This window comes from Methyloversatilis universalis EHg5 (assembly GCF_000378945.1).
Lineage (GTDB): Bacteria > Pseudomonadota > Gammaproteobacteria > Burkholderiales > Rhodocyclaceae > Methyloversatilis > Methyloversatilis universalis_A.
The window spans coordinates 1,993,421-2,017,304 of sequence record NZ_KB900539.1 but is presented as its reverse complement, the minus strand read 5'-3'; the positions used below and the strand labels follow the sequence as shown (position 1 = coordinate 2,017,304).

The following is a 23,884-nucleotide window of genomic DNA, read 5'->3' as shown; positions in this document are numbered from 1 at the left end:
CGCGATGGTGCGTCGGCGAACACTGCCGGATCGGAGCTTGCATCGCGGCGAGGCGCCGCTCCCACGGAACCGGTCGCGGTCTGCGCGGATTCCCGTGGGAGCGGCGCCCCGCCGCGATTCCCGCCCGTGACAGGCACCGCACCGGAGCGACCGGCTCCGATCCGGAGCCGGTCGCGGCTTCAGTTGCCAGCCATGGCCAGCATGAGCTGGTTCATCCGGCGCACGAAGCTGGCCGGGTCTTCCAGCGCACCGCCTTCGGCCAGCAGGGCCTGGTCGAACAGCACGCCGGCCCAGTCGTCGAAATGCGCTTCTTCGCCGCGCAGCCGCTGCACCACCGGGTGCTGCGGATTGATTTCCAGAATGGGCCGCGATTCCGGCGCTTCCTGCCCTGCCGACTTCAGGATGCGGGCCAGATTGCCCCCGATGTCGAACTCGTCGCTGACCAGGCAGGCCGGCGATTCGGTCAGCCGGTGCGTGATGCGCACCTCCTTCACCCGCTCGGTCAGGCTGGCCTTGAGCCTGTCGACCAGCGGCTTGAATTCGCCCTCGTCGCGCTCCAGCGCCTTCTTTTCCTCTTCGTCTTCCAGCGCGCCCAGGTCCAGACCGCCCTTGGCCACCGACACCAGCTGCCTGCCTTCGAATTCGGTCAGGTTGCCGACCACCCATTCATCGACGCGGTCCGACAGCAGCAGCACTTCGATGCCCTTCTTGCGGAACACTTCCAGATGCGGGCTGTTCTTCGCCGCCTTGAAGGTTTCGGCGGTGACGTAATAAATCTTGTCCTGCCCTTCCTTCATGCGGCCGATGTAGTCGGCCAGCGACACCGACTGTTCTTCGGTATCCAGATGAGTGGATGCGAAGCGCAGCAGACCGGCCACCTTGTCGCGGTTCGCCTGGTCTTCGCCGACGCCTTCCTTGAACACGCGGCCGAATTCCTTCCAGAAAGTGGTGAACCTGTCCTTCTGGTTCTCGGCCAGATCCTCCAGCAGCGACAGCACCTTCTTCGTGCAGCCGGAGCGGATGGTGTCGACATCACGGCTTTCCTGCAGGATTTCGCGTGACACGTTCAGAGGCAGGTCGGCCGAATCGACCACGCCGCGCACGAAGCGCAGATAGGCCGGCAGCAGCTTCTCGGCGTCGTCCATGATGAACACGCGGCGCACATAGAGCTTCAGACCGTGCTTGGCATTGCGGTCCCACATGTCGAACGGCGCGCGCGACGGCACGTAGAGCAGCTGGGTGTATTCGTGACGGCCTTCGACCCGGGCATGGCTCCAGGCCAGCGGGTCCTGAAAGTCGTGCGCGACATGCTTGTAGAACTCGGCGTACTGCTCGTCGCTGATATCCGACTTGGAACGGGTCCACAGCGCGCTGGCCTGGTTCACCGTTTCGTCCTCGTCGGTCATGACCTGACCGTCTTCCTTCCACTCCTCCTTCTTCATCACCACCGGCTGCAGGATGTGGTCGGAGTACTCGCGCACGATGGAGCGCAGCTTGAAGCCGGACAGCAGCTCGTCCTGGTCTTCGCGCAGGTGCAGCACGATTTCGGTGCCGCGCCCGGCCTTGCTGATCGTGTCGACCGAATATTCACCGGCGCTGTCGCCGCTCATCGAGCAGGACCAGCGCACGCCCTGGTCGGCCGGCAGGCCGGCGCGCCGGGTGTTCACGGTCACCGTGTCGGCGACGATGAAGGCGGAGTAGAAGCCGACGCCGAACTGGCCGATCAGGTTGGCGTCCTTCTTCTGGTCGCCGGTCAGGCTGGAGAAGAATTCCTTGGTGCCGCTGCGGGCGATGGTGCCCAGGTGGCTGATCGCCTCGTCGCGCGACATGCCGATGCCGTTGTCGGCAATGGTGATCGTGCGCGCGGCCTTGTCATAGCTCACGCGGATCTTCAGTTCGCTGTCCGATTCGAACAGCGCCGGATCGGCAATCGCCTCGAAACGCAGCTTGTCGCAGGCATCCGATGCATTGCTCACCAGTTCGCGCAGAAAAATGTCGCGATTGCTGTAGAGCGAGTGAATCATCAGGTGCAGCAGCTGCTTCACCTCGGCCTGGAAATTCATGGTCTGGGCGGTCGCGGTATCGGACATGACGGCTCCGTGCTGGGTAGGTGTTTGAAGGAATGACAACGGCGGGATATGGAGACTTCCCCCCGGCATTTCAAGACCCCGCTATGCTGTCGGGTCCACAGATTGTTTTCACGCCGATGACCACCCGCACCAAACTGGGTTTGCCCCGCAAATCCGACGACAGCACGAGCTCCGAACGCGACCCCGCCCGCAAGCCGGTGCGCAACAGCACCGCGAAGTCGCGCACGCTGAGCCGTAACACCACCCAGGTCGCGCCGGCCGCCAAGGACACGTCCGCACGCAAGCCGCGCGCTGCGCGTCCGGACGGTGAACGTCCGGCGAAGAAGGCGTTCGGCGATCGCCCGCCGCGCAAGGATTTCGGTGACCGTCCGCCGCGACCGGCTGGCGAAAAGCGGGAGTGGACACCGCGTCCGGACCGCGAAGGCCGTCCGCCGCGCGCCGAATCCGGCGAACGCAAGCCGTGGGAAAACCGCGAACGCCCGGCCCGCAGCGAGGGCAGCGGAAACTTCGCCGATCGCCCGCCGCGCAAGGACTTCGGTGACCGTCCGCCGCGACCGGCTGGCGAAAAGCGCGAGTGGACGCCACGTCCGGACCGCGAAGGCCGTCCGCCGCGCGCCGAATCCGGCGAACGCAAGCCGTGGGAAAACCGCGAACGCCCGGCTCGCAGCGAAGGCGGCGGAAACTTCTCCGATCGCCCGCCGCGTAAGGACTTCGGTGATCGCCCGCCGAGGAAGGATTTCGGGGACCGGCCGCCGAAGAAGGACTTCAGCGACCGCCCTGCGCGTGCAGGTGCCGAATTCAAGCCGCGTCCGCCCAAGGCGGCGCCGGTGCGTCCGGCCACGGCCTGGGACGAGCGCGAAACCGACAAGCTGGGTCGTGTGCAGGCCGAGAAGAACGAGGACGGCGACGACGCGAAGGACGGCATCCGTGTGTCGCGCTGGCTGGCCGACCGGGGCGCGGCTTCGCGCCGCGAAGCCGACGACTGGATCGTCCGCGGCTGGGTGACGGTGGATGGCGAAGTGGCGCTGCTGGGTCAGCGCGTGCTGCCGCACCAGAAGATCGAGGTCAACAAGGAGGCGCGCGCCGATCAGGCCTCGCGGGTGACCATCCTGCTGCACAAGCCGGTGGGTTACGTGAGCGGTCAGGCGGAGGACGGTCACGAACCGGCCAGCGTACTGGTGCTGCCGGAAAATCAGTGGGCGGGTGACCGCTCGGGCATGAAGCTGAACCGCAACCACCTGCGTGGTCTGGCGCCGGCCGGCCGGCTGGACATCGATTCGCACGGCCTGCTGGTACTGACCCAGGACGGCCGCATCGCCCGCCAGCTGATCGGCGAGGATTCCATCGTCGAGAAGGAATACCTGGTGCGCGTGCGCGCGACCAAGCCCTTCGGCCGCGGCGCGCTGTCCGAAGACTTCCCGGAAGAGTCGCTGAAGCTGCTCAACCACGGTCTGGAGCTGGATGGCGAAGCGCTGAAGCCGGCCAAGGTGAGCTGGCAGAACGAGGAGCAGATGCGCTTCGTGCTGCGCGAAGGCAAGAAGCGCCAGATCCGCCGCATGTGCGAACTGGTGGGCCTCGAAGTCGTCGCGCTCAAGCGCGTGCGCATCGGCCGCATTCCGCTGGCCGACCTGCCGGTCGGCAAGTGGCGCTTCCTGCGCCGCGAAGAACTGTTCTGATACGTCCCTGATCCGGCGCCAGCCGGATCAGGCGACCTCGGCCTGACGCGCGTCGTTCGCGCTTTCGCGCGCGGCCTGCACATGCAGGCCGCCGCCAGCCGCCTTGGCCTGCCGCTTGGCATCGGCGGCGGCAGACGCCACCTCCTCTGCGGTACGGAAGCCGCCACCCTGCCCCAGCACCACGCCGGCACACAGCGTGGTGAGCGGGAAGCGGGTGCGGTTGCCGCGTCGGTCCTCGCCTTCCATGCAGCCTGAGGCCAGTTCCTCGGCATTGAACAGGCCGCGCGCCTCGGCGTTGAAGGTGCGGATGATGCGTTCGCAACGCGCCTGCCAGTCCTCGCTCTGGAACAGCACGATGAAATCGTCGCCGCCGACATGGCCGACAAAATCGCGCAGCGGGTCGGCTTCGCGCTGGATACTGCGCGCCGCCAGCTTGATCATTTCGTCGCCGCGGTAATAGCCGTACAGGTCATTGAAAGGCTTGAAATTGTTCAGGTCGAAGTAGGACGCGGCGTAATGCACCTTGCCGGCCATCAGCCGGCGCAGATGCTCTGTGATCGGGATGTTGCCCGGCAGAAAGGTGAGCGGATTGGCGTGCCGCGCCGCCTCGATGCGCATTTCGGTCACCGCGCGCACCAGGCTTTCGCCGGTCGCCACGCCGACGTAGCGACCGTGTTCGGTCACCACGAAACCGTCGTACAGATAGCGCTGGTCCTCGCCGGCAAGCACGGTGCTCATCGATTCCAGCGGCGTGCTGCGCTCGACCCGCAGCGGATTAGGATTCATGAACAGCGCGCACGGCTTCTTGCCATACACCTCCTTGTGATAAGGCTGGGTGTACAGGTCCATGAAGCTGCGCCGGTTGATCAGCCCGACCGGTATGCCCTGATCCAGCACCGGCAGCGCCAGCAGCTGCGGGTGCTCGTTGAACACCTGCACCACCGCCAGATTGGCGGTATCCGGTTCCACCGCCGGCGCCGACATCGCGAGCCGGCTCACGGTGCCGGCAGCATCGCGGTGCGGCGTGTCCGGCAGCACCGCGATCTGGCGGGTCTGCATCAGCGCGGCCAGCGCCTCCGGTACGCGATGAACCGTCTGGCCGCGCGGCCGGCCGAGCAGCCAGCCCTGCCCCATGTGCACGCCCAGGTCGCGCAGCACCGCCAGTTCGGCTTCTTCCTCTATGCCCTCGGCCACCAGTTCCGCACCGAACGAACGCGCCAGCTGCACGGCCGCGCGCACCGCCTCGACCCGCCGGCTGTCGGTGTGGATGCTGTGGGTGAAATAGCGGTCCAGCTTTACCCGCGGCGGCGCCAGTTCGGCCCACAGGCGCAGGCTGGAGCGGCCGTCGCCGAAATCGTCCAGCGCCACCGAGATTCCCAGCGCAGCCAGCCGCGCCAGGCTCATGCGCAGCACATCCACTTCGGTCACCCGTTCGTGTTCGGTCAGTTCGAGCACCAGACGCGACGGTGACAGCCCGTGCTGGGCCAGCAGCGACAGCAGTTCGACGCAGCCTTCGGCCGCCAGATGACGGATGGTGCCGGCGCTGCAGTTCACGTAGAGCTGGCCCGGCGTGGCGGGATTGAAATGGCGTAAGGCGGCTTCGACGCAGGCGATTTCGAGTTCGGCTTCCAGGCCCAGGGTGCGGGCGGTGGCAAAAAGCACCGCCGGCAGATGCAGCGCGCTGCCTTCGGGGCCGCGCACCAGCGCTTCGTGAGCCAGTACGGCACCGTCCTCGAGGCGGACGATGGGCTGATAGACCATGCCGAGCGCGCGGCCATCCATCAGGGCGCGCAAGGCGGTATGCGTATGTTGCTCGGGTGAAACCTTCTTGTCGGAAAGGGTGTGCATGGCGGTGCGTTGTCGTCGTGGACCCGACTGCCTATCGGCCGCAGGCACCCTCCCTTGCGTGAAGCTTGGATGAATGTTTCGAGACAGCCGTGCCTGCCCTTGCCCTGCGGGCGCGCCGGCTGGCGCACTCATCGTCATTCGGCACGGCACTGCCCCGCTTCATCAGCGCGCCTGCCCTCTGCACCTGTCACCAATTCTTAGACGAACTGCATTCCCGGTGTAACCCGCTCTTCCTAGGCTTGCCACACTTTCCGGAGGAACCTCATGAAGTCATTTCTCGAAGAACTGCACACCCAGCGCTGGGACGATCACCGCTACTACCACCACAGCCGCATCAACCAGTCCTTGCATCTGGTCAGCGCGCTGAGCTTTCTTGGTGCCTACGTCATGCTGTTCATCGACCCGGTGGTGTCGGCACTGCTGAGCTGGGGCGTCGCCATGCTGTCGCGCCAGTCCGGTCACTTCTTCTTCGAGCCCAAGGGCTATGACCATGTGAACCACGCGACCCATGAGCACAAGGAAGACATCAAGGTGGGCTACAACCTGCGCCGCAAGGTGGTGCTGATGGCGATCTGGGCCGCTTCGCCCTTCGTGCTGTATGTCGATCCGACGCTGTTCGGCCTGCTGGACGCGGCGGAAGGCTCGCGCGGCTTCCTGTACAACCTGTCGGTGTGCTGGATCGCCATCGGCGTCGGCGGTCTCATTTTCCGCACCGTCCATCTGTTCTTCCTGATGGGCGTGCAGTCCGGTCTGGTGTGGGCGACGAAAATCCTGACCGACCCCTTCCACGACGTGAAGCTCTACTACCGTGCGCCGCTTGCGCTGCTGCGCGGCGAACTGATCGATCCGATGCACGCGCAGCACGGCGTCAGCGCCTGAACGCGGCCATCCGCACGCGCCATGAAAGGAAGCCCGCTTGCGCGGGCTTCCTTCATTCATCCAGCCGTTCTGCCATGACCGGACACCGATGCATGCCCGGCCCCGCCCGTTCAGCGGCGGGTCAGCATTTCCTTCAGGATGGCGCGGCGCACCCGCTTGTTGCTGGCGCCCGGCGGCGTCCACCACCAGCCGTCGACCTCCATCTTCTTCGCCGCCGCGATGAAGCGTTCGCTCACCGCAGCGAAATCGGCATCGCTGTAGTTCAGGCTGAAGATGAAGCGGCCGGTGCCCACCCAGCTCAGCAGCAGGCCCTCGGCACGCAGGTAGTACTGAAGCATCCAGTTGTAGCGCGACGGCACCGCGTAGGTGACGGTCCAGATCGAGCCCATATTGGCCACACCAACCGGCAGTCCGGCCTCGCGCAGGCGCTGGTTCAGGCCGTCGGCGCGCGCATTCCACACCGTGTCGGCGTCCCGGTAGATCGCATCGATGTCCGGTGCGTCCAGCAGCTGCAGGAATTCGTTCATCGCGCCCATCACGTGCGGATGCGAATTGAAGGTGCCGCGGGCGAAGCAGATGTCGGCCGGCCGCTCGTCGCGGTAGCGCTTCATCAGCCGGTGCGGACCGCACACCACGCCGACCGGAAAGCCGCCGCCCAGGGTCTTGCCGTAGGTGACCAGATCGGCGCGCACGCCGAAATACTCCTGCGCGCCGCCTTTCGCCAGCCGGAAGCCGAGGAATACCTCGTCGAAAATGAGCACGATGCCGCGTTCGGTACAGACCTCGCGCAGCTGTTCCAGCCAGTCGGCGTAGGCGGCGCGGTCGTAGCCGGCGCGACGGCCGCCATCGACCAGCGACGAATCGCCGGGTGCGCCGGCATTCGGGTGCAGCGCCTGCAGCGGGTTGATCAGCACGCAGGCGATGTCGCGCCGGGTGCGCAGTACGCGCAGCGTGTCGGCGTGCATGTCCTTCAGCGTGTAGGTGTGCTCTGCCGCGGTCGGGTTGCCGACGCCCGGCTGCACATCGCCCCACCAGCCATGGTAGGCGCCGCAGAAGCGCACCAGATGGCTGCGGCCGGTGTGGTAGCGCGCCAGCCGCACCGCCTGCATCACGGCTTCGGTGCCCGACATGTGGAAGGACACTTCCTCCATGCCGGAAATTGCGCACAGCCGCTTCACGTTGTCGGCCAGCACCGGGTGGTAGGCGCCGAGCACCGGCCCCAGCGCCTCGACCCGCGCGGCCCCGCGTGCCATGCAGCCCTTGTAGACGTCGTAGCCGAACACATTGACGCCGTAGGAGCCGGCCAGATCGTAGAACACGTTGCCGTCGAGATCGGTCAGCGTCACGCCGGCGGACGCCTGTACGAAAGAACCGGCCTTCAGGTGACTGCGCACATGGCGGCTGAACTGGAAAGGCACGCGGTAGCTGCCGGTGAACTGCATGTCCGACACCATGGACTGCGTTTCTTCGGTCAGCGCACGGGTGCGCACGTAGCGCTGCGCGTACAGCGCGGCCAGCGCCTCGAAGCCGCTGCGCCGGCGCATGGCGATGTCGACCGGCGCACCGTCGGCCACGTAGAAACCGGTTTCGTCGAATTCATAGAAGGGCAGCAGTTTCGCCACCCGCCGCGACATTTTCGAATGTCCGGCAAGCGAGCGGTGCTTGGCCCGCGACAGTTGAAGGCGCCGGCGGATGCGCGGCAACAGGGCGGCCAGCGCCGCGGCGCCAGCGATATAGAGAGGAAAGGACTCGTTCATATGTTGCACATGTATCAGCGCGAGGTTACGCAGCCGTGACCGCCCGCCCGCCCCTGTTCCAGCGCCTGATGGCGAACGACGCGCTCAATTTCGCGCTCACCAACCGCATTCCGCGGGCCGCCCTCACCCGCCTGTTCGGTCGCTTCAGCAAGGTCGAGCACCCCTGGGTGCGCGATCTGTCCATCGGTCTCTGGCAGCGCTTCGGCGAGGTGGATCTGTCGGACGCCCGCAAGACGCAGTTCCGCAGCCTGCACGACGCTTTCATCCGCGAACTGCGCGACGGCGCACGGCCACTGGACCCGCGGCCGGACGTGCTGGTGAGCCCGTGCGACGCCATCGTCGGCGCCCTGGGGCGCATCGAGGGCGACACGCTGCTGCAGGCCAAGGGCATGCGCTACACGCTGGACGAACTGCTGGGCGATAGCGCGCAGGCGGCTGCGCTGCGCGACGGCCACTACATGACGCTGCGCATCACCGCCGCGATGTACCACCGCTTCCACGCGCCCGCCGACTGCACCATCGAGCGGGTGCACTACTTCCCGGGCGACACCTGGAACGTGAATCCGCCGGCGCTGGCGCGGGTGGAGCGCCTGTACTGCCGCAACGAACGTGCGGTGCTGAGTGCGCGCATGGCCAACGGCACACCGCTGGTCATGGTGCCGGTGGCGGCCATCCTGGTGGCCAGCCTGCGTCTGCATTGCGTGGATCTCACGCTGCACGCCGGCTACGCCGGGCCGCATCGGCTGGCGTGCGCGGCGCACGCCACGCGCGGCCAGGAACTGGGCTGGTTCGAGCACGGCTCGACCATCCTGCTGCTGCTGCCGCCGCAGGCGGCGGTGCAGCCCGCCGTGACGACCGGCGAACGGATACGGATGGGACAGGCGCTGTTCACACCCGCCCCGCTGTAGGACGTGCCCGACAGCGCGCTTCGCCGCGCGCCGACGCCGCTGGAGGCGCGGGCGCGCCACCATGCATTCACCCCGCAACGTGCGGAATGCGAACACAGGGAGAACAGCATGAACAGAACGCGCACCCTCACTGCCGCTGCCATCGCGGCTTTTGCACTGACTCTGGCCGCCTGCGAACGCGAAGGCCCGGCGGAGCGCGCCGGCAAGGCGGTGGACAACGCGGTGAGCAAGGCCGGTGAAACGCTGGACGACGCGCGCGACAAGGCGAAGGACGCCATCGAGGACGCGCGCAAGTCGGCGGACAAGTAAGCACAAGCCCGCCATGAGCCGCGACCTGTGCATCATCGCGCTGGTGTGTGCGCTCGCCGCGGGCGCCTGCTCCGGGCCACCGGAAGCACCTCGTCTGGCGGACGCCGCCACCGCCGAAGCGGCACTGATCGCTGCCGTTGCGCCCGGTACGCGCGGCGTGGACAGTCCCTACGGCCGGATCGAGCATATGGAACTGCTGCAGGAGCGCAAACTGCTGCGCGAGCGCTTCACCGGCTGGCTGAAAGGCGGTCCGCGTCAGGACGGCCACGCACCGTCCGGCCGTTACGCCATCACCGTGCGGCTGGAGAGCGGCGAACTGCGTACCGTGGTGATGGCGCAGAACGGCCGCTTCCGGGTCGGCGACCGGGTCAGGGTCAACGGCGATCTGCTGGTCGGAACCTGATATCCGGCACACGCGTAACGCTTCGTGACAGACCCGGGCGCAGGGCCTTCCTAGAATCGGAGGCATGCAATCCCCTGCTCCCGCCCCGACCTTCGCCTGTCACCCGATGCGCACACTGCTGCGCACCGGCGCACTGACCGCCGGACTCATGTGTGCCCTGGTGCCCTACGCGGCTGCGGCGGACGACGCCGGCCGCAGCTATGCCGATGCCCGCCGGCGAGCCGATCTCGAACATTCTGAAGCGCAGCGCGAATGCGCGCGCATGGGGTCGGATCTGAAGACGGACTGTATGGCGCGCGGCAAGGCCAACCACGAAATACGCATGAGCGCAGCCCGGGAGCGTTTTCCGGATGCTGCCGCGCCACCGCTCGATGCGGACAGCGCAGCCCGCTTCGAGCGCGAACTGGGCGACTGTGACCGGCTACCCGGCATCGAACGCCCGGGCTGCCGGCTGGACGTGAAGCGGCGCTACCGCCACTGAGCGTCCTGAAGCGGCGGCAGACCGCGCCCGTTCATCTGGCATCGGGCGAGCGCTCTGCCCATCTTTCCTTCACATCCAGTATCTGTGGCATGCAATCGAGGAAAAGATCGACAAGATGCGGGTCGAAGTGCTTCTCCTTCTGTTCGACCAGCAGCGCACACGCGTCTTCCACCGTCCATGCTTTCTTATAGGGTCTTTCGGTGGTGAGCGCGTCGAATACGTCAGCGATCGCCACCATGCGCGCCTCAACCGGAATCTGCGTGCCGCGCAGTCCGCCCGGGTAGCCGCTGCCATCCCATTTCTCGTGATGCCCCTGAGCGATGCGCCGGGCCACCGCAAGCAGACCGGTCTCGTGTTCGCCGATGATGCGCACACCGATCTCAACGTGGGTTTTCATGATTTCCCACTCGGCGTCGTCGAACTTGCCCGGCTTGCGCAGGATGTGGTCCGGAATGCCGATCTTGCCCACATCGTGCATGGGTGCGGCATGCAGCAGGTCCTGCGCCATCTCTTCGGTCCAGCCGGCCGCACGCGCGAGGATCTGCGCGTAATGGCTCATCCGGATCACGTGCAGGCCGGTTTCGTTGTCCTTGTACTCGGCAGCCAGCCCCAGGCGCTGTATGACCTGCAGCCGGGTTTCGACCAGATCGTGCACGCTCACCAGTGACAGGTGGGTCCGCACGCGTGCGCGCACGATGGGCGGGCTCACCGGCTTGGTGATGTAGTCCACCGCACCAAGATCGAAACCTCGCGCCTCGTCATCAACATCGCTCAGCGCAGTTACGAAGATGACCGGAATGCGCACAAGCCGGCTGTCCGCCTTGAAGGCACGACACACGTCGTGGCCGTTCATGCCCGGCATCATCACGTCGAGCAGCACCAGATCGGGCTGTTCGACCTCTGCCAGTTCGATCGCCCGCCGTCCGTCGCGGGCGAACAGCAGCCGGTAGTCGGCCTGCAGGATCTGCCGCAGCACCTGCAGGTTCGAAGGTTCGTCGTCGACGCACAGCACCGTCTTGCGGGGATCACCCGCCGCGATGCCGTAGGCGTCGATGCGCTTGTCCGGAGTGTCCATTCAGGTTCCCGCTTCTGACGGAATCGGCTGCGCAGGTGCACCGAGTGCATCCATCAGCCGCTCGATCTGGGCGACCGCCTGATCGAAATCGAAATTGTCGATCGCTTCGGCCAGCGGCTCGAGCATGGCCGCAGCCGGATGGCTGCCCACCGCATTGAGCAGCAGGGCCAGCGCCGGATCGTCCAGCTCCCCGTGCAGCAGCGCGCGCTTCAGCGTATCGGCGTGACGCATTGCTGCGGCCGGGTCGACGCGGCTCGACCCGGCCGCACGCACCGGGGCCGGCGCACGCGGCGCAGACGGCCAGCTGTCGAGTTCGACATGCAGCGCAGCCATTGCGTCAGCGACATCAACGATCATCCCGCCATAGCCGGCCTGCTCGCCTGAGGCTGCAGCCGCCTCAAGCAGCGCCAGCGCAGCGGTCAGACGGGTAGCACCGACATTGGCCGCTACGCCCCGAACACGGTGAGCCAAGGCGCGGACTTCGTCGTGCGCGCCGTCGGCCGCGCGACGATCGAGCTTTTCCTTCAGATCGGCGTTCTCGCCCAGCATGCGACGGAGGGCGCTTTCGAGCCGCTCCGGAGTGCGCCAAAGCGCCAGTGCGCGCGGCATGTCTATCAGGCCGCCTGCAGCATTCGGCGGAGTGCCCACCGGCGCCGAAATGCGGATGTCGAGCACCCGGCCGATTTCGGCGAACAGGTTGTCCAGTTCGATCGGCTTCGTGGCAAAACCGTTCATGCCGGATTCGCGGGCGGCGATGCGGTCGGCTTCGAGCACGCTGGCGGTCAGCGCGATCACCGGCACCGGCATCCGACCGTCTGCGCGCTCGGCCATGCGGATTTCGCGCGTCGCCTGCAGACCGCTGATTTCGGGCATGTGCAGGTCCATCAACACTACGTCAAAGCGCTCGTGACCGGCCGCGACGATGGCGTCGCGCGCCGACACGCAGGCGGTCACCGAGTGCCCTTCGCGCGTGAGCAGTGCGGCCAGCAGTTCGACATTCTGTTCGACGTCGTCCACCGCCAGCACGCGGAGCGGCGGCAGGTGAATCAGCGCCGAGGTGGCGGCCACCGGAGCGCTGCCCGGCATCAGCGGCAGCGTGAAATGGAAGGCGCTGCCTTGACCCGGCGTGCTGTCCACCCAGATGCGTCCGCCCATCAGTTCGACCAGCTGCTTGCAGATCGAGGTCCCCAGACCGGTGCCGCCGAAGCGTCGGCTCATCGATACGTCGGCCTGGGTGAAGGGTTCGAAGATGGCACCGAGCCGTTCCGGCGCGATGCCGATGCCGGTATCGACAACCGAAAAACGCACATGGCCGGTTTCGGCGCGCACCCGCACTACCACGCCCCCGGTCTCGGTGAACTTGATGGCATTGCCGATCAGGTTGGTCATCACTTGGCGGATGCGCAGCGAATCGCCGCGGTAGTGGCGACCCAGCTGGGCATGCGCGTCTATGGTCAGCGTCAGGCCCTTGTCACGCGCCTGTATGGCCAGGGTCTGGGTGAGCTGGCCCAGCAGGTCGTGCAGATCGAAATCGAGCATTTCGAGTTCGACCGCGCCGCGTTCCAGCTTGGCGGTATCGAGGATGTCGTTCAGCAGCCGCAGCAGCGAACGGGCGGACGCACTCACCACCTCGAGCTGCCGGCGCTGTTCCGGCGGCTGCGACTGGCCGAGCAGCACGTCGCTGAAGCCGATGATGGCGTTCATCGGCGTGCGTATTTCGTGGCTCATATTGGCGAGGAAGGCCGATTTGGACGCGGCGGCCAGTTCCGCCCTCTCCTTCGCGGTCCGCAGCGCCTGTTCCATTTCGCGCCGTTCGGTGATGTCCAGAATGACGCCGTCTATCCATTTGACCGAGCCGTCATGGTCGCGCACCGCGCTGCCGTGCTCCCACATCCAGCGGGTGGAACCATCGGCATGGACGATGCGGTACTCGACCACGAAGGGCCGATTGTCGCGGATCGAAGCTTCCACCACCTGCCAGTTGCTGGCGGTGTCGTCAGGATGCGTGATGTCACCGAAACTGCGTACCGGCGGATCACTCAGGAAGTCGCTGGCGGGGTAGCCGGTCAGCGTTTCCGTCGCATCGCTCATGAACAGCATCGGCCAGTCGTCCCGCATCAGGCAGCGATAGGCGACGCCGGGAATGTTCTGGATCAGCGAACGGAGCTGCGCCTCGCTTTCGCGGACTGCGCGCTCCATGTTCTTGAAGTGGGAAATGTCGGCGATGTAGCAGACGAACAGATCGGCGCCGCTCACCTTGGCATGACCGATGGAAACATGCAGCGGAATGTCTCGCCCATCGCGATGCAGTCCGGCAACCTCACGGCTGCGCCCGGCCAGGGAAGGCTGGCGTGTTCGCCGGAATTCCGACAGATAGGCGGCATAGCGATCGCGCTCGGACAAAGCCAGCACCCGCTCGAAACTCTTGCCGACCAGTTCCTGCTCGCGCCACCCGAAAAGCGCTTCGGCGGCCGCATTCATCGTCTGGACGATGCCATGCTCGTCCAGCGTCACCACGCCATCGACAGGTGTGCTCAACAAGGCACGCATGCGCGCCTCACCGGCGCTCAGCTCATCGACCAGAGCGCGATAGCGAAGCAGGGCATGGCACCCCAGCGCAAAGCCGGTCAGCGTGATGGTGGCCAGCATCACCAGCACGCCCAGGGTCATGTTGTCGGTCTGAGGCGCGCTTTCCTCGACACCCATGAAGCGGGCTGCTGCCATGCCGGCATAGTGCATGCCGGAAATCGCCAGCCCCATCACGCTGCCGCTGACGATCAGACGCGGCAATCTGCGGCGTATCGGCACGAAGAACTTCACCCAGAGCGCCAGCGTGGCCAGCAGCACGGCAACGAGGATCGACACGCCGAACATCAGCGGGTCGTATCGCAGTTGCGCAGCCATCTGCATCGACTCCATCCCGCTGTAGTGCATGAGGCCGATACCGGCCCCCATCAGCAGGCCGCCGGCCAGCAGTTCGCGCGGCGACAGGGTCGGACGGGTCATCAGATGGATGGTGGCCAGAGCGGCCAGAAGACTGGGCAGCATTGAAGCCAGCGACAGCCAGATGTCGTAGCGCACGGTAACGCAGATGTCGAGCGCGAGCAGGCCGATGAAGTGCATGGCCCATACGCCGCCCCCCAGCGACAGCGCGCAGGCGAACTTCATCAGCCATGCCATGCGCGGATCACGCGCCTGCTCCGCCTGACCGACCGTGTACAGCGACACCATGGAGGTGAATACCGCCACTGCAACCGACAGCACGACCAGCCACGGCTCATGGCTCGTAGACATCAACAGCGATGAACTTTCGAATCCGGACGTAAAGAAATTCTGCATGACGGTTCAGGTACCGCTTCGCTCTCCAGGCAGGGATCGCGACACTTCACTCGACGTTATGGGGCGATATCGGCTGCACGGACAATATCCTTGACCGCATGCACACTTTTTTTCATTGGATGCATGCAGCCATTTGCGCGCCCGCCCTGTCGGCCTGTGCCGCACCCCGGCAATCCGCTGCACCTGCGTTTGCTTGCATTCGGCGACCTGCCCTGCAGCCCTTACCAGGGTGGCGCGGTGCCGGGCACGCTGGCCGGTGAGCTGAATTGCAGCCGTGCGTCGGCCGGTGCTCACGATCCGTATGAACGACTGTTCCACCCGCGCCGCGTCGTGCCCGAGATACAGCCCGGCTGTGCCGGAATATCGGCGCCGGCAGATGCAGGGTGTGGTGTTCGTGACCTTGAACCTGCCGGGCAGCCCGATGCTCGATGCCCGGCGTTCAGCTGCACTGCAGACGGCCGCACTGGACTGGCTGGAAGCCGCCCTCGATCAGGCGGAACGCACCGCTGCGGCGGCCATGGTGATCGCCTTCCACGCTTCGCCGGATTTCGCGTCGGGAGCGGAAAGCCGGCGTTACGGCTGGCTGCTGCAGCGAATTACCGAACATGCGCTGGCCACGTCGCGTGGGTGCATGGCGATCCCATCTGCACAGGGCGGACCGTCCACTGAGACATTCTGCGGACGGGCAGCGACACACCCTTCCGCATGATTGCCCACCCCTAGCAGCGCGACTGAACACCCGCCGCGCGAAGCCCGTGCTCAGAACGGACGGTCAAGCTGCAGCGATTCCTTCGGGCCGCGGTAGATGAGCGGCTTCACCTGTTGCGGATTGCCCGCAATCTGCGCGCGCTCCACCGCCTCGACGATTTTGTGATGGAAGGGCGACTTGTCGCACACCGGGTCGGCGGCGTTCGGATCGTTGGCGACCATATAGGCCTGACAGCGGCAGCCGCCGTAATCCTTTTCCTTTTCCGGACAGCTGGAACAGGGCTCCTTCATCCAGCCGGTGCCGCGGTAGCGGTTGAAACCTTCGGATTCATACCAGATATCCCGGACGCTGCTGGTGCGCACGTCCGGAAACTCCAGCCCCGGCAGCATGCGTGCGGTATGACAGGGCAGCGCCTTGCCGTCCGGCGTGATGGTCAGGAAGATGTTGCCCCAGCCGTTCATGCACTTCTTCGGCCGGTTCTCGTAGTAATCCGGCACGACGAAGAACAGCTTCATCTTGTTGCCGTGCTTTTCGCGCCACTCATTGGTGATGCGTTCGGCGCGTTCGAGCTGTTCGCGCGACGGCAGCAGCTGGTCGCGGTTCACCTGGGCCCAGCCGTAGTACTGGGTGTTGGCCAGTTCCACGTACTCGGCCTCGATCTCGTCAGCCAGCTGCAGGATGGATTCGATGTGATCGATGTTGTGCCGGTGGATGGTGCAGTTCATCACCATCGGGTAACCGCGCGACTTGATCAGGTCGGCCACCCGGCGCTTCAGATCGAAGGTGCGGGTGGACGACAGGAAGTCGTTCATTTCCCGGCTCGAGTCCTGGAAGGACAGCTGGATGTGATCCAGCCCGGCTTCCTTCAGCGCGTCGATGCGCTTCTCGTTCAGGCCGACACCGGAGGTGAGCAGATTGGTGTAGTAGCCCAGGCGATGCGCCTCGGCCACCAGCAGTTCCAGATCGTCGCGCAGCATCGGTTCGCCGCCGGAAAAGCCGCACTGCACCGAACCCAGTTCGCGCGCCTCGCGCAGCACCTTGAACCACTCTTCGGTACTGAGCTCCGCTTCATGCTTGGCGAAGTCGACCGGGTTGTAGCAGTACACGCAGTGCAGCGGACAGCGGTAGGTCACCTCTGCCAGCAGCCACAGCGGCGGGCCTATGGTGGCCGCGTCCTGCGCGGCCTGGGCTTCGGCAAGGTCGGTCATGTCGTTTCCACCCACTTCTGTTGCAGCGCCAGTTCGACGAAATTGATCACGTCCTGCTGCAGGCCCTGCGCGTTGAAGGTCTTTTCCAGATCGGCAGTGATGTCACCGACATTGGCCTCGCCGGTGCAGCGCTTGAGAATCTCGCCCGCACTCTGGTTCAGCTTCACCATGCCTTCCGGATACAGCAGCACGTAGGCCTTCTGCGCCTCTTCCCACTGGATGCGGAAATGGCGGCCGATCTTCGGTACCGATGCGGTCGTGACGGTCATCGCAGCAGTCATCGGCATGCTCACTTGTTCACGCCGTAGGCGTTGGCCATGGCGTCGTTCATGGTCCACAGCACGTCGAGCTTGAACTGCAGGATGGTCAGCGCGCGCTCCTGCATCTCGCGCGTGTTGAAGTAGTTCAGCGTCACCGCCAGGCCCTGCTCCACGTCGCGGCGCGCCTGCGACACACGGTTGCGGAAGTACTGCAGGCCGGACGATTCGATCCACGGGTAGTGCTCCGGCCAGTTGGCCAGGCGTTCCTTGTGGATCTTGGGCGCGAACAGCTCGGTCAGCGACGAACACACCGCTTCCTGCCACGGCCGCTGGCGCGCGAAATTGATGTAGGCATCGACCGCGAAGCGCACGCCCGGCACCACGTGGCGCAGATCGACGATTTCCTCGCGGCTGAGACCGGTGGCTTCGCCCAGCTTGATCCACGCTTCGATGCCGCCTTCGTCGCGTACCGTGGTGCCGTCCGGCGCGGTGATTTCATAGCCGTCGTGATCGAGGATGCGCTGTATCCACTGACGGCGCACTTCGCGGTCCGGCGTGTTCGACAGGATGGCCGCGTCCTTCACCGGAATCGCGATCTGGTAGTAGAAGCGGTTGGCCACCCAGCCGCGGATCTGCTCCGGCGTCGCCTTGCCGGTATTCAGCATCACGTTGAACGGATGGTGAATGTGGTAGGCCGCGCCCTTGTCGCGCAGTTTGGCTTCGAACTCTTCGTGGTTCCAGGGCTGTTGGGTGCTCATAGCGTGATGTCCATTCCGTCGTACGAAACCTCGATGCCGTGCGCGTCCAGCTCGCGACGCTGCGGGCTGTCCTCGTTCAGGATGGGGTTGGTGTTGTTGATGTGGATGAGGATCTTGCGCGTCGTGGCCGGCAGTCTGTCCAGCCACTCGATCATGCCGCCCTCGCCGCTCTGCGCCAGGTGGCCCATGTCGCGCGAACGCTTCTTCGACGCGCCGAGCGCGATCATTTCGTCGTCGCTCCAGCAGGTGCCGTCGACCAGCACCACGTCGGCCGCCTGCATCGCCGCCCATACCTGCGGTTCGATCTCGACCAGACCGGGTGCGTAATAGATCTTCTTCCCGCTGTTCGTGTCCTCGATGGTGACGCCCACGTTGTCACCCGGTACCGGCCGGTCACGGCGCGGCGAGTAAGGAGGCGCGTTGCTGCGCAGCGCGTGCGCGCGGAACTTCAGTCCGGGCGCGCCGGCGATGGTGAATTCGCGGTCGTCGATGCCCAGCTCGTTCCACTCGATGCCGCAGTAATGGCCGAGCAGACGGAACAGCGGATTGCCTTCGGTCAGATCCTGCCGCACCGGCGGCGTGCACCATATCTGATGCGGCTGGCGGTGTTCGCGCAGCATGTAGAGGCCGGTGGTGTGATCGATCTGGCCGTCGATCAGCACGATAGCCTTTACCGCGGTGTCGCGCAGCGCGCGCGCCGGCTGCAATTCGGGAAAACGCTGGAACTGGGTCAGGATGTCGGGCGAAGCGTTGAACAGCACCCAGTTCTCATTGTCGCCACTGACCGTGATCGACGACTGCGTGCGCGCCCGCGCCTTGATCGTGCCCTTGCGCAGTCCGTCGCAATTCGGGCAGTTGCAGTTCCACTGCGGAAAACCGCCTCCGGCTGCGGAACCCAGTACGTGCAGACGCATGCTTCTCCTCCGTGGGCTCGGTGGAGCCCGGTCAGGCCTGTTGCGGCCTATTTTTCTGCCGGCAGCGCGAGGCGCCGGATGGAACAGGCCCCGCCCGCAGGCAGGACCGGAAAAACCGGTTCCGGCGGGCGAACCCGCCGGAGCGTCGAACCTCAGCGGTTGGCGACGTACATCGTGATTTCGAAGCCGAAACGCAGATCGGTGGCCTTCGGGGTTTCCCAGTTCATGATGATCTCCTGACAGTCGGTTGTGAATGTGCGCGCCGTCTTCCGGCGCACTTTCAGTATCGCGGCCCGGCTGCCCCGCCGCGTCGCCGGTGGCTTGAAGCGTGGCTAGGGAAATTCATGAGCTTCCTGGCAAGCGATCCCGAGGGCTCATTGCACTGCGTCGACCCTGACCCAGATGCGTCGCTGCGACTGTGCGTCGCGCGTGCCGTATCGGGTGATGCCGTGCTCGCTTACCTGTTCGTCGTGACCGGACGAGCCCAGTTCGATCCACTCCCCCAGCCGGCCGCGCACCGTGCTGATCAGACGGGCACTGCGCACTTCGCCGTACTGGGTGTCGGACAGCGATTCCTTCTGCGGTGAAATGTCCAGCGTCACCTGCTCGCCATTGACCCGCGGCTGGGCGTAGAAGCCGCTGGAGACGTCGCGGTACTGCACGCCCTGACTGATCGCCGCACCGCCCGGCCCGACCACCACCTGGCTGAAGGGCATGGGCGTGGCGCTGCCGACCTGTATGAAGGCGGCGCCCCCCTCCACCACCTGCACCCGCTGCGAAAGCCGGTCGCCGGCATCGCCCCGGGTGGACCACACGCGGGCACGCACACGGGTGTCGCGCCCCACTTCGCCGGACACGCCTGCGCCGTCCTGCTGCACGGTGTCGTCATTGTCCTGGCGCACCGAAATCATCAGGCTGCGCAGCGGCGTGTCGAGCGCGTCGATGGCCTGCTTCACTGCGGCGCGGGTGGCGGCGTCAGCGCGGATGAAGATGCGGTTGTTGGCGCCGGACAGCGCGGCGTCGCCACCGACCAGAGGGCGCAGCGCTGGCAGTACCTGATCGGGCGTGCGGTGCTTGAGCGGAATGATGTCGAGCTTCACCTGCGCGACCGCGATCAGCGGGCACAGCAGACACAGCATCAGGAATCTGCGGAGCAATGCGGAGACGGACATCGGACACCTGCGACCATGGGTTCTGTGCGCAGTGTAGACGTCCGGCGGCGAGGAAAGGTCCGCCGTTCAGGCGGCGGAACGCAGAGCTCAGGCCGCTACGGTGGACATGCTGCCGGCGAAATCCACACGGTGGGGCGACGCCAGGTATTCGCGCGTACGCATTTCGATCAGGCGGCTCACGGTGCGGGTGAATTCGTTCGCATGCGGGCCGTCGGTATACAGCGCCGGCGCGTCGACCTCGGCGGACAGGATGAGCTTGACCCGGAAGTCGTACAGCACGTCCACCAGCCAGGTGAAGCGGCGCGCTTCGTTCGCCTGGTCACGGCCCATCTTCGGCACGTTGGAAATCAGGATGGAGTGATAGCGGCGCGCCAGTTCGAGGTAGTCGTTCTGCGAGCGCGGGCCGCCGCACAGCTCGTGGAAATCGAACCAGGCCGCACCCAGCGAGCGGTCGCGGGTTTTCAGCGTGCGACCGAGAATTTCCAGCGGGCCGGCCGGACAGGGTTCGCCACAGATCTGGCGGAAGTCGTCGGCCAGCTTTGCATCGGCCGCCTTGCCGCCGGGCACCATGAAAATGTCCATGCGCTCCAGCGAGCGCAGCCGGTAGTCGATGCCGGCGTCGAGTTCGAACACTTCGAGACGCTTTTTCAGCAGCTCGATGGTGGGCAGGAAGTTCTGCCGCTGCAGGCCGTTCGGATACAGGCCGTCCGGCGGGTAGTTGGAGGTGGCGACGAACACCACACCCCGCTCGAACAGCGCCTCGACCAGACGGCCGAGGATCATCGCGTCCGCAATGTCGGACACGTGGAATTCGTCGAAGCACAGCAGACGGGTGCTTTTCGCGATGTCGTCCGCCACCTGTGCCAGCGGATCGGCTTCGTTCTTGTGCTTCTTCAGTGCTTCGTGGATCTGCTGCATGAAGGCGTGGAAATGCACGCGCTTCTTGCGGCGGTAGGGCACGGCGTCATAGAAGCAGTCCATCAGGAAGCTCTTGCCGCGCCCCACGCCACCCCAGAACCACACGCCGCGCGGCGGCTGCGCACGCGACAGCAGCTTGCGCAGCTGGGTGCGGCGCGCGGCCTTGAAGCCGAGCAGTTCGGTGTACAGCTTCTGCAGCCGCTCGGCCGCGCCGCGCTGCGATGCGTCCGCGGTGTAGCCGCGGACCTTGAGCTGCGCCTCGAAGATGTCCAGCATGCCCCGTTCGGGGACCTTCAGGATGTCATGCGAGGCGGCGCCCATGGTCCGTTTCCTGGTCGATCAGAAGTGCAGCGGGCGCTTGTCGCAGGCCAGCGCGGCTTCGTGCATCACCTCCGACAGCGTCGGGTGGGCGTGGCAGATGCGCGCGATGTCTTCGGAGCAGGCGTCGAATTCCATCGCCACCACCGCTTCGGCAATCAGTTCCGATGCGTTGTTGCCGATCACGTGCACGCCGAGGATGCGGTCGGTCTTGGCGCAGGCATACATGCGCACGAAACCGGTGGTGTCACCCTGACCCAGCGCGCGACCGTTGGCCGCGAACGGAATCTGACCGGCCTTGTACTCGATGCCTTCGGCCTTGAGCTGGGTTTCGGTCTTGCCCACCCAGGCGATTTCCGGATGGGTGTAGATGACCCAGGGCACGGTGTCGTGATTGACGTGGCCGTTCTGGCCGGCGATGCACTCCGCCACCATGACGCCCTCTTCCATGCCCTTGTGCGCCAGCATCGGGCCCGGCACCACATCGCCCACCGCCCACACATTGGCCAGATTGGTGCGGCCCTGCGCGTCGACTTCGATGAAGCCGCGCTCGCTGATCTTCAGGCCCACCGATTCGCCATTCAGGCCATCGGTGTTCGGAATGCGGCCGACCGATACGATGAGGCGGTCGCACTCGAGCACATGCTGTTCGTCCTTGTGTTCGTACTCGACGCGCACGCCGGCAGCGGTACGCTCGACCTTGCCGATCTTCGCACCCAGCTTGATGCCCAGCTTCTGCTTGGCAACGAAGGTTTTCCAGGCTTCCTTGGTGATGGCCGGGTCGGCCGCCGACAGGAATTCCGGAGCCGCTTCCAGGATGGTGACTTCGGCGCCGAGGCGCTTCCACACGCTGCCCAGTTCAAGGCCGATCACGCCGGCGCCGATCACGCCCAGCTTCTTCGGTGCGCCGTCGAAAGCGAGCGCGCCTTCGTTGTCGCACACCACCTTGTTATCGACCTCGATGCCCGGCAGGTGACGGGCACGCGAACCGGTGGCGACGATGACGTGCTTGGCCAGCACATGCTCGGTGGCGCCGTTGCGGGTGACCGCAACCTTCCACTTCTCGTCCTCGCGGCCGGCAAAACTGCCCAGGCCCGACAGCAGCGTCACGTTGTTCTTCTTGAACAGGCCGCGGATGCCTGTGGTGAGCTGGCCGACGATGTTGTCCTTGCGCTTCATCATGACGCCGACGTCCATCTTCGGCGACTCGACCGAAATGCCGTGCATGACGAAGGAGTGGTTGGCCTGCTCGAACAGTTCGGACGACTGCAGCAGCGCCTTGGACGGAATGCAGCCCACGTTCAGGCAGGTGCCGCCGAGGCGCACTTCGCCCTTCGGGTCGGCGTAGCTGTTGTACTCGACGCAGGCAGCGCTGAGGCCGAGCTGCGCTGCGCGGATGGCGGCAACGTAACCGCCGGGGCCGGCGCCGATCACGACGACATCAAATTCTTTGGACATCTTCAATGCTCCGGAAAAAGGAAGCAGTCTGGGTCCGCGGCGCCGTCCGGCCCTCTCTCCGGGCGGCGCTCAGACGTGACTTGCAACGAGAGGGTTTATACGTCGAACAGCAGGCGGGCCGGGTCTTCCAGCGCCTCCTTCATGGTCACCAGGCCGAGTACAGCTTCGCGGCCGTCGATGATGCGGTGGTCGTAGGACATTGCCAGATAGTTGATCGGTCGGATCACGATCTGGCCGTTCTCGACGACCGGGCGGTCCTTGGTCGCGTGGATGCCCAGGATGGCCGATTGCGGCGGGTTGATGATGGGCGTCGACAGCATCGAGCCGAACACGCCGCCGTTGGAAATGGAGAAGGTGCCGCCGGTCAGGTCCTCGATCGACAGCTTGCCGTCCTTGGCCTTCTGACCGAATTCGGCAATCTTCTGCTCGATGTCGGCAAAGCTCATCTGGTCGGCGTCACGCAGAATGGGCACCACCAGACCGCGCGGGCTGCCCACGGCGATGCCGATGTCGAAGAAGCCGTGATAGACGATGTCATTGCCATCGACCGACGCATTCAGCACCGGGAACTTGCGCAGCGCCTGCAGCGCGGCCTTCACGAAGAAGGACATGAAGCCCAGCTTGACGCCGTGGGTCTTCTCGAACTTCTCGGCGTACTTCTTGCGCAGCTCCATCAGCGGGCCCATGTTCACTTCGTTGAACGTGGTCAGGATGGCGTTCTGCGCCTGCGACTGCAGCAGACGTTCGGCCACGCGGGCACGCAGGCGCGACATCGGCACGCGCTGCTGCGGACGGTCGGCCAGCAGCTCTTCCAGTTTCACCGGCATCGGCGGCTGGGGCAGCGCTGCGGCCGGGGCCGCAGCGGCTGCGGCGGGCGCCGGACGGGCCACGGCAGCCGACGGAACGGCCGGTGCCGGCGCGGCGGGCTGAGGTGCGCCGGCGGCGTCCGGCTTGGTGATGCGACCGCCGCGGCCGGTACCCGGCACGTCGGCAGCGCTCAGGCCGCGTTCGTCCATGATCTTGCGCGCGGCCGGGCTGGCCGGGCCGCCGGGAGCGGCCGAAGACGCCGTCGCAGCGCTGACGCCTGCCGCTGCAGCGGCAGGTGCGGCCGCGGCTGCCGGCGCGGCGGCCGAGGCCTTGGCATCGGTGTCGATCTGGGCGATCAGTTCACCGCTGGTGACCGAGGCACCGTCGCTCTTGACGATGGCCACCAGCACGCCAGCGTCCGGTGCCGGGGTTTCCAGCACCACCTTGTCGGTTTCGATGTCGATCAGGTTTTCATCACGGGCAACCGCCTCGCCAACCTTCTTATGCCAGCGGACCAGCGTGGCTTCGGCCACCGATTCGGACAGCTGGGGAACCTTCACTTCGATGAGCATTTATCTGTCTCCCTTTCGGGGGCGC

The 23,884-nt window shown here is 65.8% G+C and carries 21 protein-coding genes; 7 read left to right on the top strand and 14 right to left on the bottom strand.

What is annotated here, in order from left to right:
• Window positions 1-179: 179 nt before the first annotated feature.
• Complete coding sequence (gene htpG / locus METUNV2_RS0109405) at window positions 180-2,090, bottom strand: molecular chaperone HtpG (protein WP_018229217.1); 1,911 nt, start codon at window positions 2,088-2,090, stop codon at window positions 180-182.
• A gap of 83 nt (window positions 2,091-2,173) precedes the next feature.
• Here htpG and METUNV2_RS19600 point away from each other — a divergent pair, with 83 nt between their 5' ends.
• Window positions 2,174-3,766 (top strand): pseudouridine synthase, encoded by a 1,593-nt coding sequence (locus METUNV2_RS19600; RefSeq protein WP_018229216.1) that lies wholly within the window; start codon window positions 2,174-2,176, stop codon window positions 3,764-3,766.
• A gap of 27 nt (window positions 3,767-3,793) precedes the next feature.
• Here METUNV2_RS19600 and METUNV2_RS0109395 read toward each other — a convergent pair whose 3' ends face one another.
• Entirely contained in the window at window positions 3,794-5,614 is a 1,821-nt protein-coding gene (locus METUNV2_RS0109395; protein WP_026188027.1) for a GGDEF domain-containing protein, read from the bottom strand.
• A 264-nt stretch (window positions 5,615-5,878) separates the two neighbouring features.
• On the opposite strand from METUNV2_RS0109395, the gene METUNV2_RS0109390 reads away from it, so the two are divergent.
• On the top strand, window positions 5,879-6,493 hold the full coding sequence (locus METUNV2_RS0109390) for a hypothetical protein (protein ID WP_018229214.1): 615 nt from the start codon (window positions 5,879-5,881) through the stop codon (window positions 6,491-6,493).
• Window positions 6,494-6,603: 110 nt separating this feature from the next.
• Here the strand turns inward: METUNV2_RS0109390 and METUNV2_RS0109385 are convergent, their stop codons facing one another.
• Window positions 6,604-8,250, bottom strand: coding sequence for an aminotransferase class III-fold pyridoxal phosphate-dependent enzyme (locus tag METUNV2_RS0109385; protein ID WP_018229213.1), 1,647 nt, complete (start codon window positions 8,248-8,250; stop codon window positions 6,604-6,606).
• Between the two features lie 35 nt (window positions 8,251-8,285).
• Here METUNV2_RS0109385 and asd point away from each other — a divergent pair, with 35 nt between their 5' ends.
• The 4 genes from asd to METUNV2_RS19045 all read left to right on the top strand — a co-directional run bounded on the left by asd (window position 8,286) and on the right by METUNV2_RS19045 (window position 10,351).
• Window positions 8,286-9,158 carry an archaetidylserine decarboxylase gene (gene asd / locus METUNV2_RS0109380; RefSeq protein ID WP_018229212.1) on the top strand — a complete coding sequence of 291 codons (873 nt, stop codon included), beginning with the start codon at window positions 8,286-8,288 and terminating at the stop codon, window positions 9,156-9,158.
• Between the two features lie 108 nt (window positions 9,159-9,266).
• Window positions 9,267-9,467, top strand: a complete 201-nt coding sequence (locus METUNV2_RS0109375) for a hypothetical protein (RefSeq protein WP_026188026.1) — start codon at window positions 9,267-9,269, stop codon at window positions 9,465-9,467.
• Between the two features lie 13 nt (window positions 9,468-9,480).
• On the top strand, window positions 9,481-9,870 hold the full coding sequence (locus METUNV2_RS0109370) for a hypothetical protein (RefSeq protein WP_018229210.1): 390 nt from the start codon (window positions 9,481-9,483) through the stop codon (window positions 9,868-9,870).
• A 64-nt stretch (window positions 9,871-9,934) separates the two neighbouring features.
• The gene (locus METUNV2_RS19045) at window positions 9,935-10,351 is read left to right on the top strand and encodes a hypothetical protein (protein ID WP_232415652.1); all 417 of its coding nucleotides are present in this window, start codon (window positions 9,935-9,937) and stop codon (window positions 10,349-10,351) included.
• A 31-nt stretch (window positions 10,352-10,382) separates the two neighbouring features.
• Here METUNV2_RS19045 and METUNV2_RS0109360 read toward each other — a convergent pair whose 3' ends face one another.
• Window positions 10,383-11,426: an HD-GYP domain-containing protein gene (locus METUNV2_RS0109360; RefSeq protein WP_018229208.1), complete on the bottom strand. Its 1,044-nt coding sequence runs from the start codon at window positions 11,424-11,426 to the stop codon at window positions 10,383-10,385.
• Window positions 11,427-14,720, bottom strand: a complete 3,294-nt coding sequence (locus METUNV2_RS0109355) for an MHYT domain-containing protein (protein WP_232415651.1) — start codon at window positions 14,718-14,720, stop codon at window positions 11,427-11,429.
• Window positions 14,721-15,066: 346 nt separating this feature from the next.
• On the opposite strand from METUNV2_RS0109355, the gene METUNV2_RS0109350 reads away from it, so the two are divergent.
• Entirely contained in the window at window positions 15,067-15,474 is a 408-nt protein-coding gene (locus tag METUNV2_RS0109350; protein ID WP_157281362.1) for a hypothetical protein, read from the top strand.
• Between the two features lie 50 nt (window positions 15,475-15,524).
• Here METUNV2_RS0109350 and pqqE read toward each other — a convergent pair whose 3' ends face one another.
• The 9 genes from pqqE to odhB all read right to left on the bottom strand — a co-directional run bounded on the left by pqqE (window position 15,525) and on the right by odhB (window position 23,859).
• Window positions 15,525-16,682 carry a pyrroloquinoline quinone biosynthesis protein PqqE gene (gene pqqE / locus METUNV2_RS0109345; protein ID WP_018229205.1) on the bottom strand — a complete coding sequence of 386 codons (1,158 nt, stop codon included), beginning with the start codon at window positions 16,680-16,682 and terminating at the stop codon, window positions 15,525-15,527.
• On the bottom strand, window positions 16,679-16,951 hold the full coding sequence (gene pqqD, locus METUNV2_RS0109340; protein WP_026188024.1) for a pyrroloquinoline quinone biosynthesis peptide chaperone PqqD: 273 nt from the start codon (window positions 16,949-16,951) through the stop codon (window positions 16,679-16,681). Before pqqD ends, pqqE begins: the two co-directional genes overlap by 4 nt.
• A gap of 20 nt (window positions 16,952-16,971) precedes the next feature.
• Window positions 16,972-17,700, bottom strand: coding sequence for a pyrroloquinoline-quinone synthase PqqC (gene pqqC, locus METUNV2_RS0109335; protein ID WP_018229203.1), 729 nt, complete (start codon window positions 17,698-17,700; stop codon window positions 16,972-16,974).
• On the bottom strand, window positions 17,697-18,614 hold the full coding sequence (pqqB, locus tag METUNV2_RS0109330; RefSeq protein WP_018229202.1) for a pyrroloquinoline quinone biosynthesis protein PqqB: 918 nt from the start codon (window positions 18,612-18,614) through the stop codon (window positions 17,697-17,699). Before pqqB ends, pqqC begins: the two co-directional genes overlap by 4 nt.
• A gap of 152 nt (window positions 18,615-18,766) precedes the next feature.
• On the bottom strand, window positions 18,767-18,841 hold the full coding sequence (gene pqqA / locus METUNV2_RS19595) for a pyrroloquinoline quinone precursor peptide PqqA (RefSeq protein WP_008060153.1): 75 nt from the start codon (window positions 18,839-18,841) through the stop codon (window positions 18,767-18,769).
• Between the two features lie 147 nt (window positions 18,842-18,988).
• Window positions 18,989-19,753 carry a secretin N-terminal domain-containing protein gene (locus METUNV2_RS0109320; RefSeq protein ID WP_018229200.1) on the bottom strand — a complete coding sequence of 255 codons (765 nt, stop codon included), beginning with the start codon at window positions 19,751-19,753 and terminating at the stop codon, window positions 18,989-18,991.
• A gap of 120 nt (window positions 19,754-19,873) precedes the next feature.
• Entirely contained in the window at window positions 19,874-21,025 is a 1,152-nt protein-coding gene (zapE, locus tag METUNV2_RS0109315; RefSeq protein WP_018229199.1) for a cell division protein ZapE, read from the bottom strand.
• Window positions 21,026-21,043: 18 nt separating this feature from the next.
• Window positions 21,044-22,480: a dihydrolipoyl dehydrogenase gene (gene lpdA / locus METUNV2_RS0109310; RefSeq protein ID WP_018229198.1), complete on the bottom strand. Its 1,437-nt coding sequence runs from the start codon at window positions 22,478-22,480 to the stop codon at window positions 21,044-21,046.
• Window positions 22,481-22,575: 95 nt separating this feature from the next.
• A complete protein-coding gene (gene odhB / locus METUNV2_RS0109305) occupies window positions 22,576-23,859 on the bottom strand; it encodes a 2-oxoglutarate dehydrogenase complex dihydrolipoyllysine-residue succinyltransferase (protein ID WP_018229197.1) in 1,284 nt (427 codons plus the stop codon).
• Window positions 23,860-23,884 lie beyond the last annotated feature (25 nt).

Coding starts and splice junctions, on each gene's coding strand:
- METUNV2_RS0109375 (WP_026188026.1), top strand. CDS start 9,267: ATGAACAGAACGCGCACCCTCACTGCCGCTGCCATCGCGGCTTTTGCA.
- htpG (WP_018229217.1), bottom strand. CDS start 2,090: ATGTCCGATACCGCGACCGCCCAGACCATGAATTTCCAGGCCGAGGTG.
- METUNV2_RS0109395 (WP_026188027.1), bottom strand. CDS start 5,614: ATGCACACCCTTTCCGACAAGAAGGTTTCACCCGAGCAACATACGCAT.
- lpdA (WP_018229198.1), bottom strand. CDS start 22,480: ATGTCCAAAGAATTTGATGTCGTCGTGATCGGCGCCGGCCCCGGCGGT.
- METUNV2_RS0109350 (WP_157281362.1), top strand. CDS start 15,067: ATGAACGACTGTTCCACCCGCGCCGCGTCGTGCCCGAGATACAGCCCG.
- pqqD (WP_026188024.1), bottom strand. CDS start 16,951: ATGACCGTCACGACCGCATCGGTACCGAAGATCGGCCGCCATTTCCGC.
- odhB (WP_018229197.1), bottom strand. CDS start 23,859: ATGCTCATCGAAGTGAAGGTTCCCCAGCTGTCCGAATCGGTGGCCGAA.
- METUNV2_RS19600 (WP_018229216.1), top strand. CDS start 2,174: ATGCTGTCGGGTCCACAGATTGTTTTCACGCCGATGACCACCCGCACC.
- pqqC (WP_018229203.1), bottom strand. CDS start 17,700: ATGAGCACCCAACAGCCCTGGAACCACGAAGAGTTCGAAGCCAAACTG.
- pqqB (WP_018229202.1), bottom strand. CDS start 18,614: ATGCGTCTGCACGTACTGGGTTCCGCAGCCGGAGGCGGTTTTCCGCAG.
- METUNV2_RS0109320 (WP_018229200.1), bottom strand. CDS start 19,753: ATGCTGTGTCTGCTGTGCCCGCTGATCGCGGTCGCGCAGGTGAAGCTC.
- METUNV2_RS0109385 (WP_018229213.1), bottom strand. CDS start 8,250: ATGAACGAGTCCTTTCCTCTCTATATCGCTGGCGCCGCGGCGCTGGCC.
- zapE (WP_018229199.1), bottom strand. CDS start 21,025: ATGGGCGCCGCCTCGCATGACATCCTGAAGGTCCCCGAACGGGGCATG.
- METUNV2_RS0109360 (WP_018229208.1), bottom strand. CDS start 11,426: ATGGACACTCCGGACAAGCGCATCGACGCCTACGGCATCGCGGCGGGT.
- METUNV2_RS0109355 (WP_232415651.1), bottom strand. CDS start 14,720: ATGTCTACGAGCCATGAGCCGTGGCTGGTCGTGCTGTCGGTTGCAGTG.
- METUNV2_RS0109390 (WP_018229214.1), top strand. CDS start 5,879: ATGAAGTCATTTCTCGAAGAACTGCACACCCAGCGCTGGGACGATCAC.
- METUNV2_RS0109370 (WP_018229210.1), top strand. CDS start 9,481: ATGAGCCGCGACCTGTGCATCATCGCGCTGGTGTGTGCGCTCGCCGCG.
- METUNV2_RS19045 (WP_232415652.1), top strand. CDS start 9,935: ATGCAATCCCCTGCTCCCGCCCCGACCTTCGCCTGTCACCCGATGCGC.
- pqqE (WP_018229205.1), bottom strand. CDS start 16,682: ATGACCGACCTTGCCGAAGCCCAGGCCGCGCAGGACGCGGCCACCATA.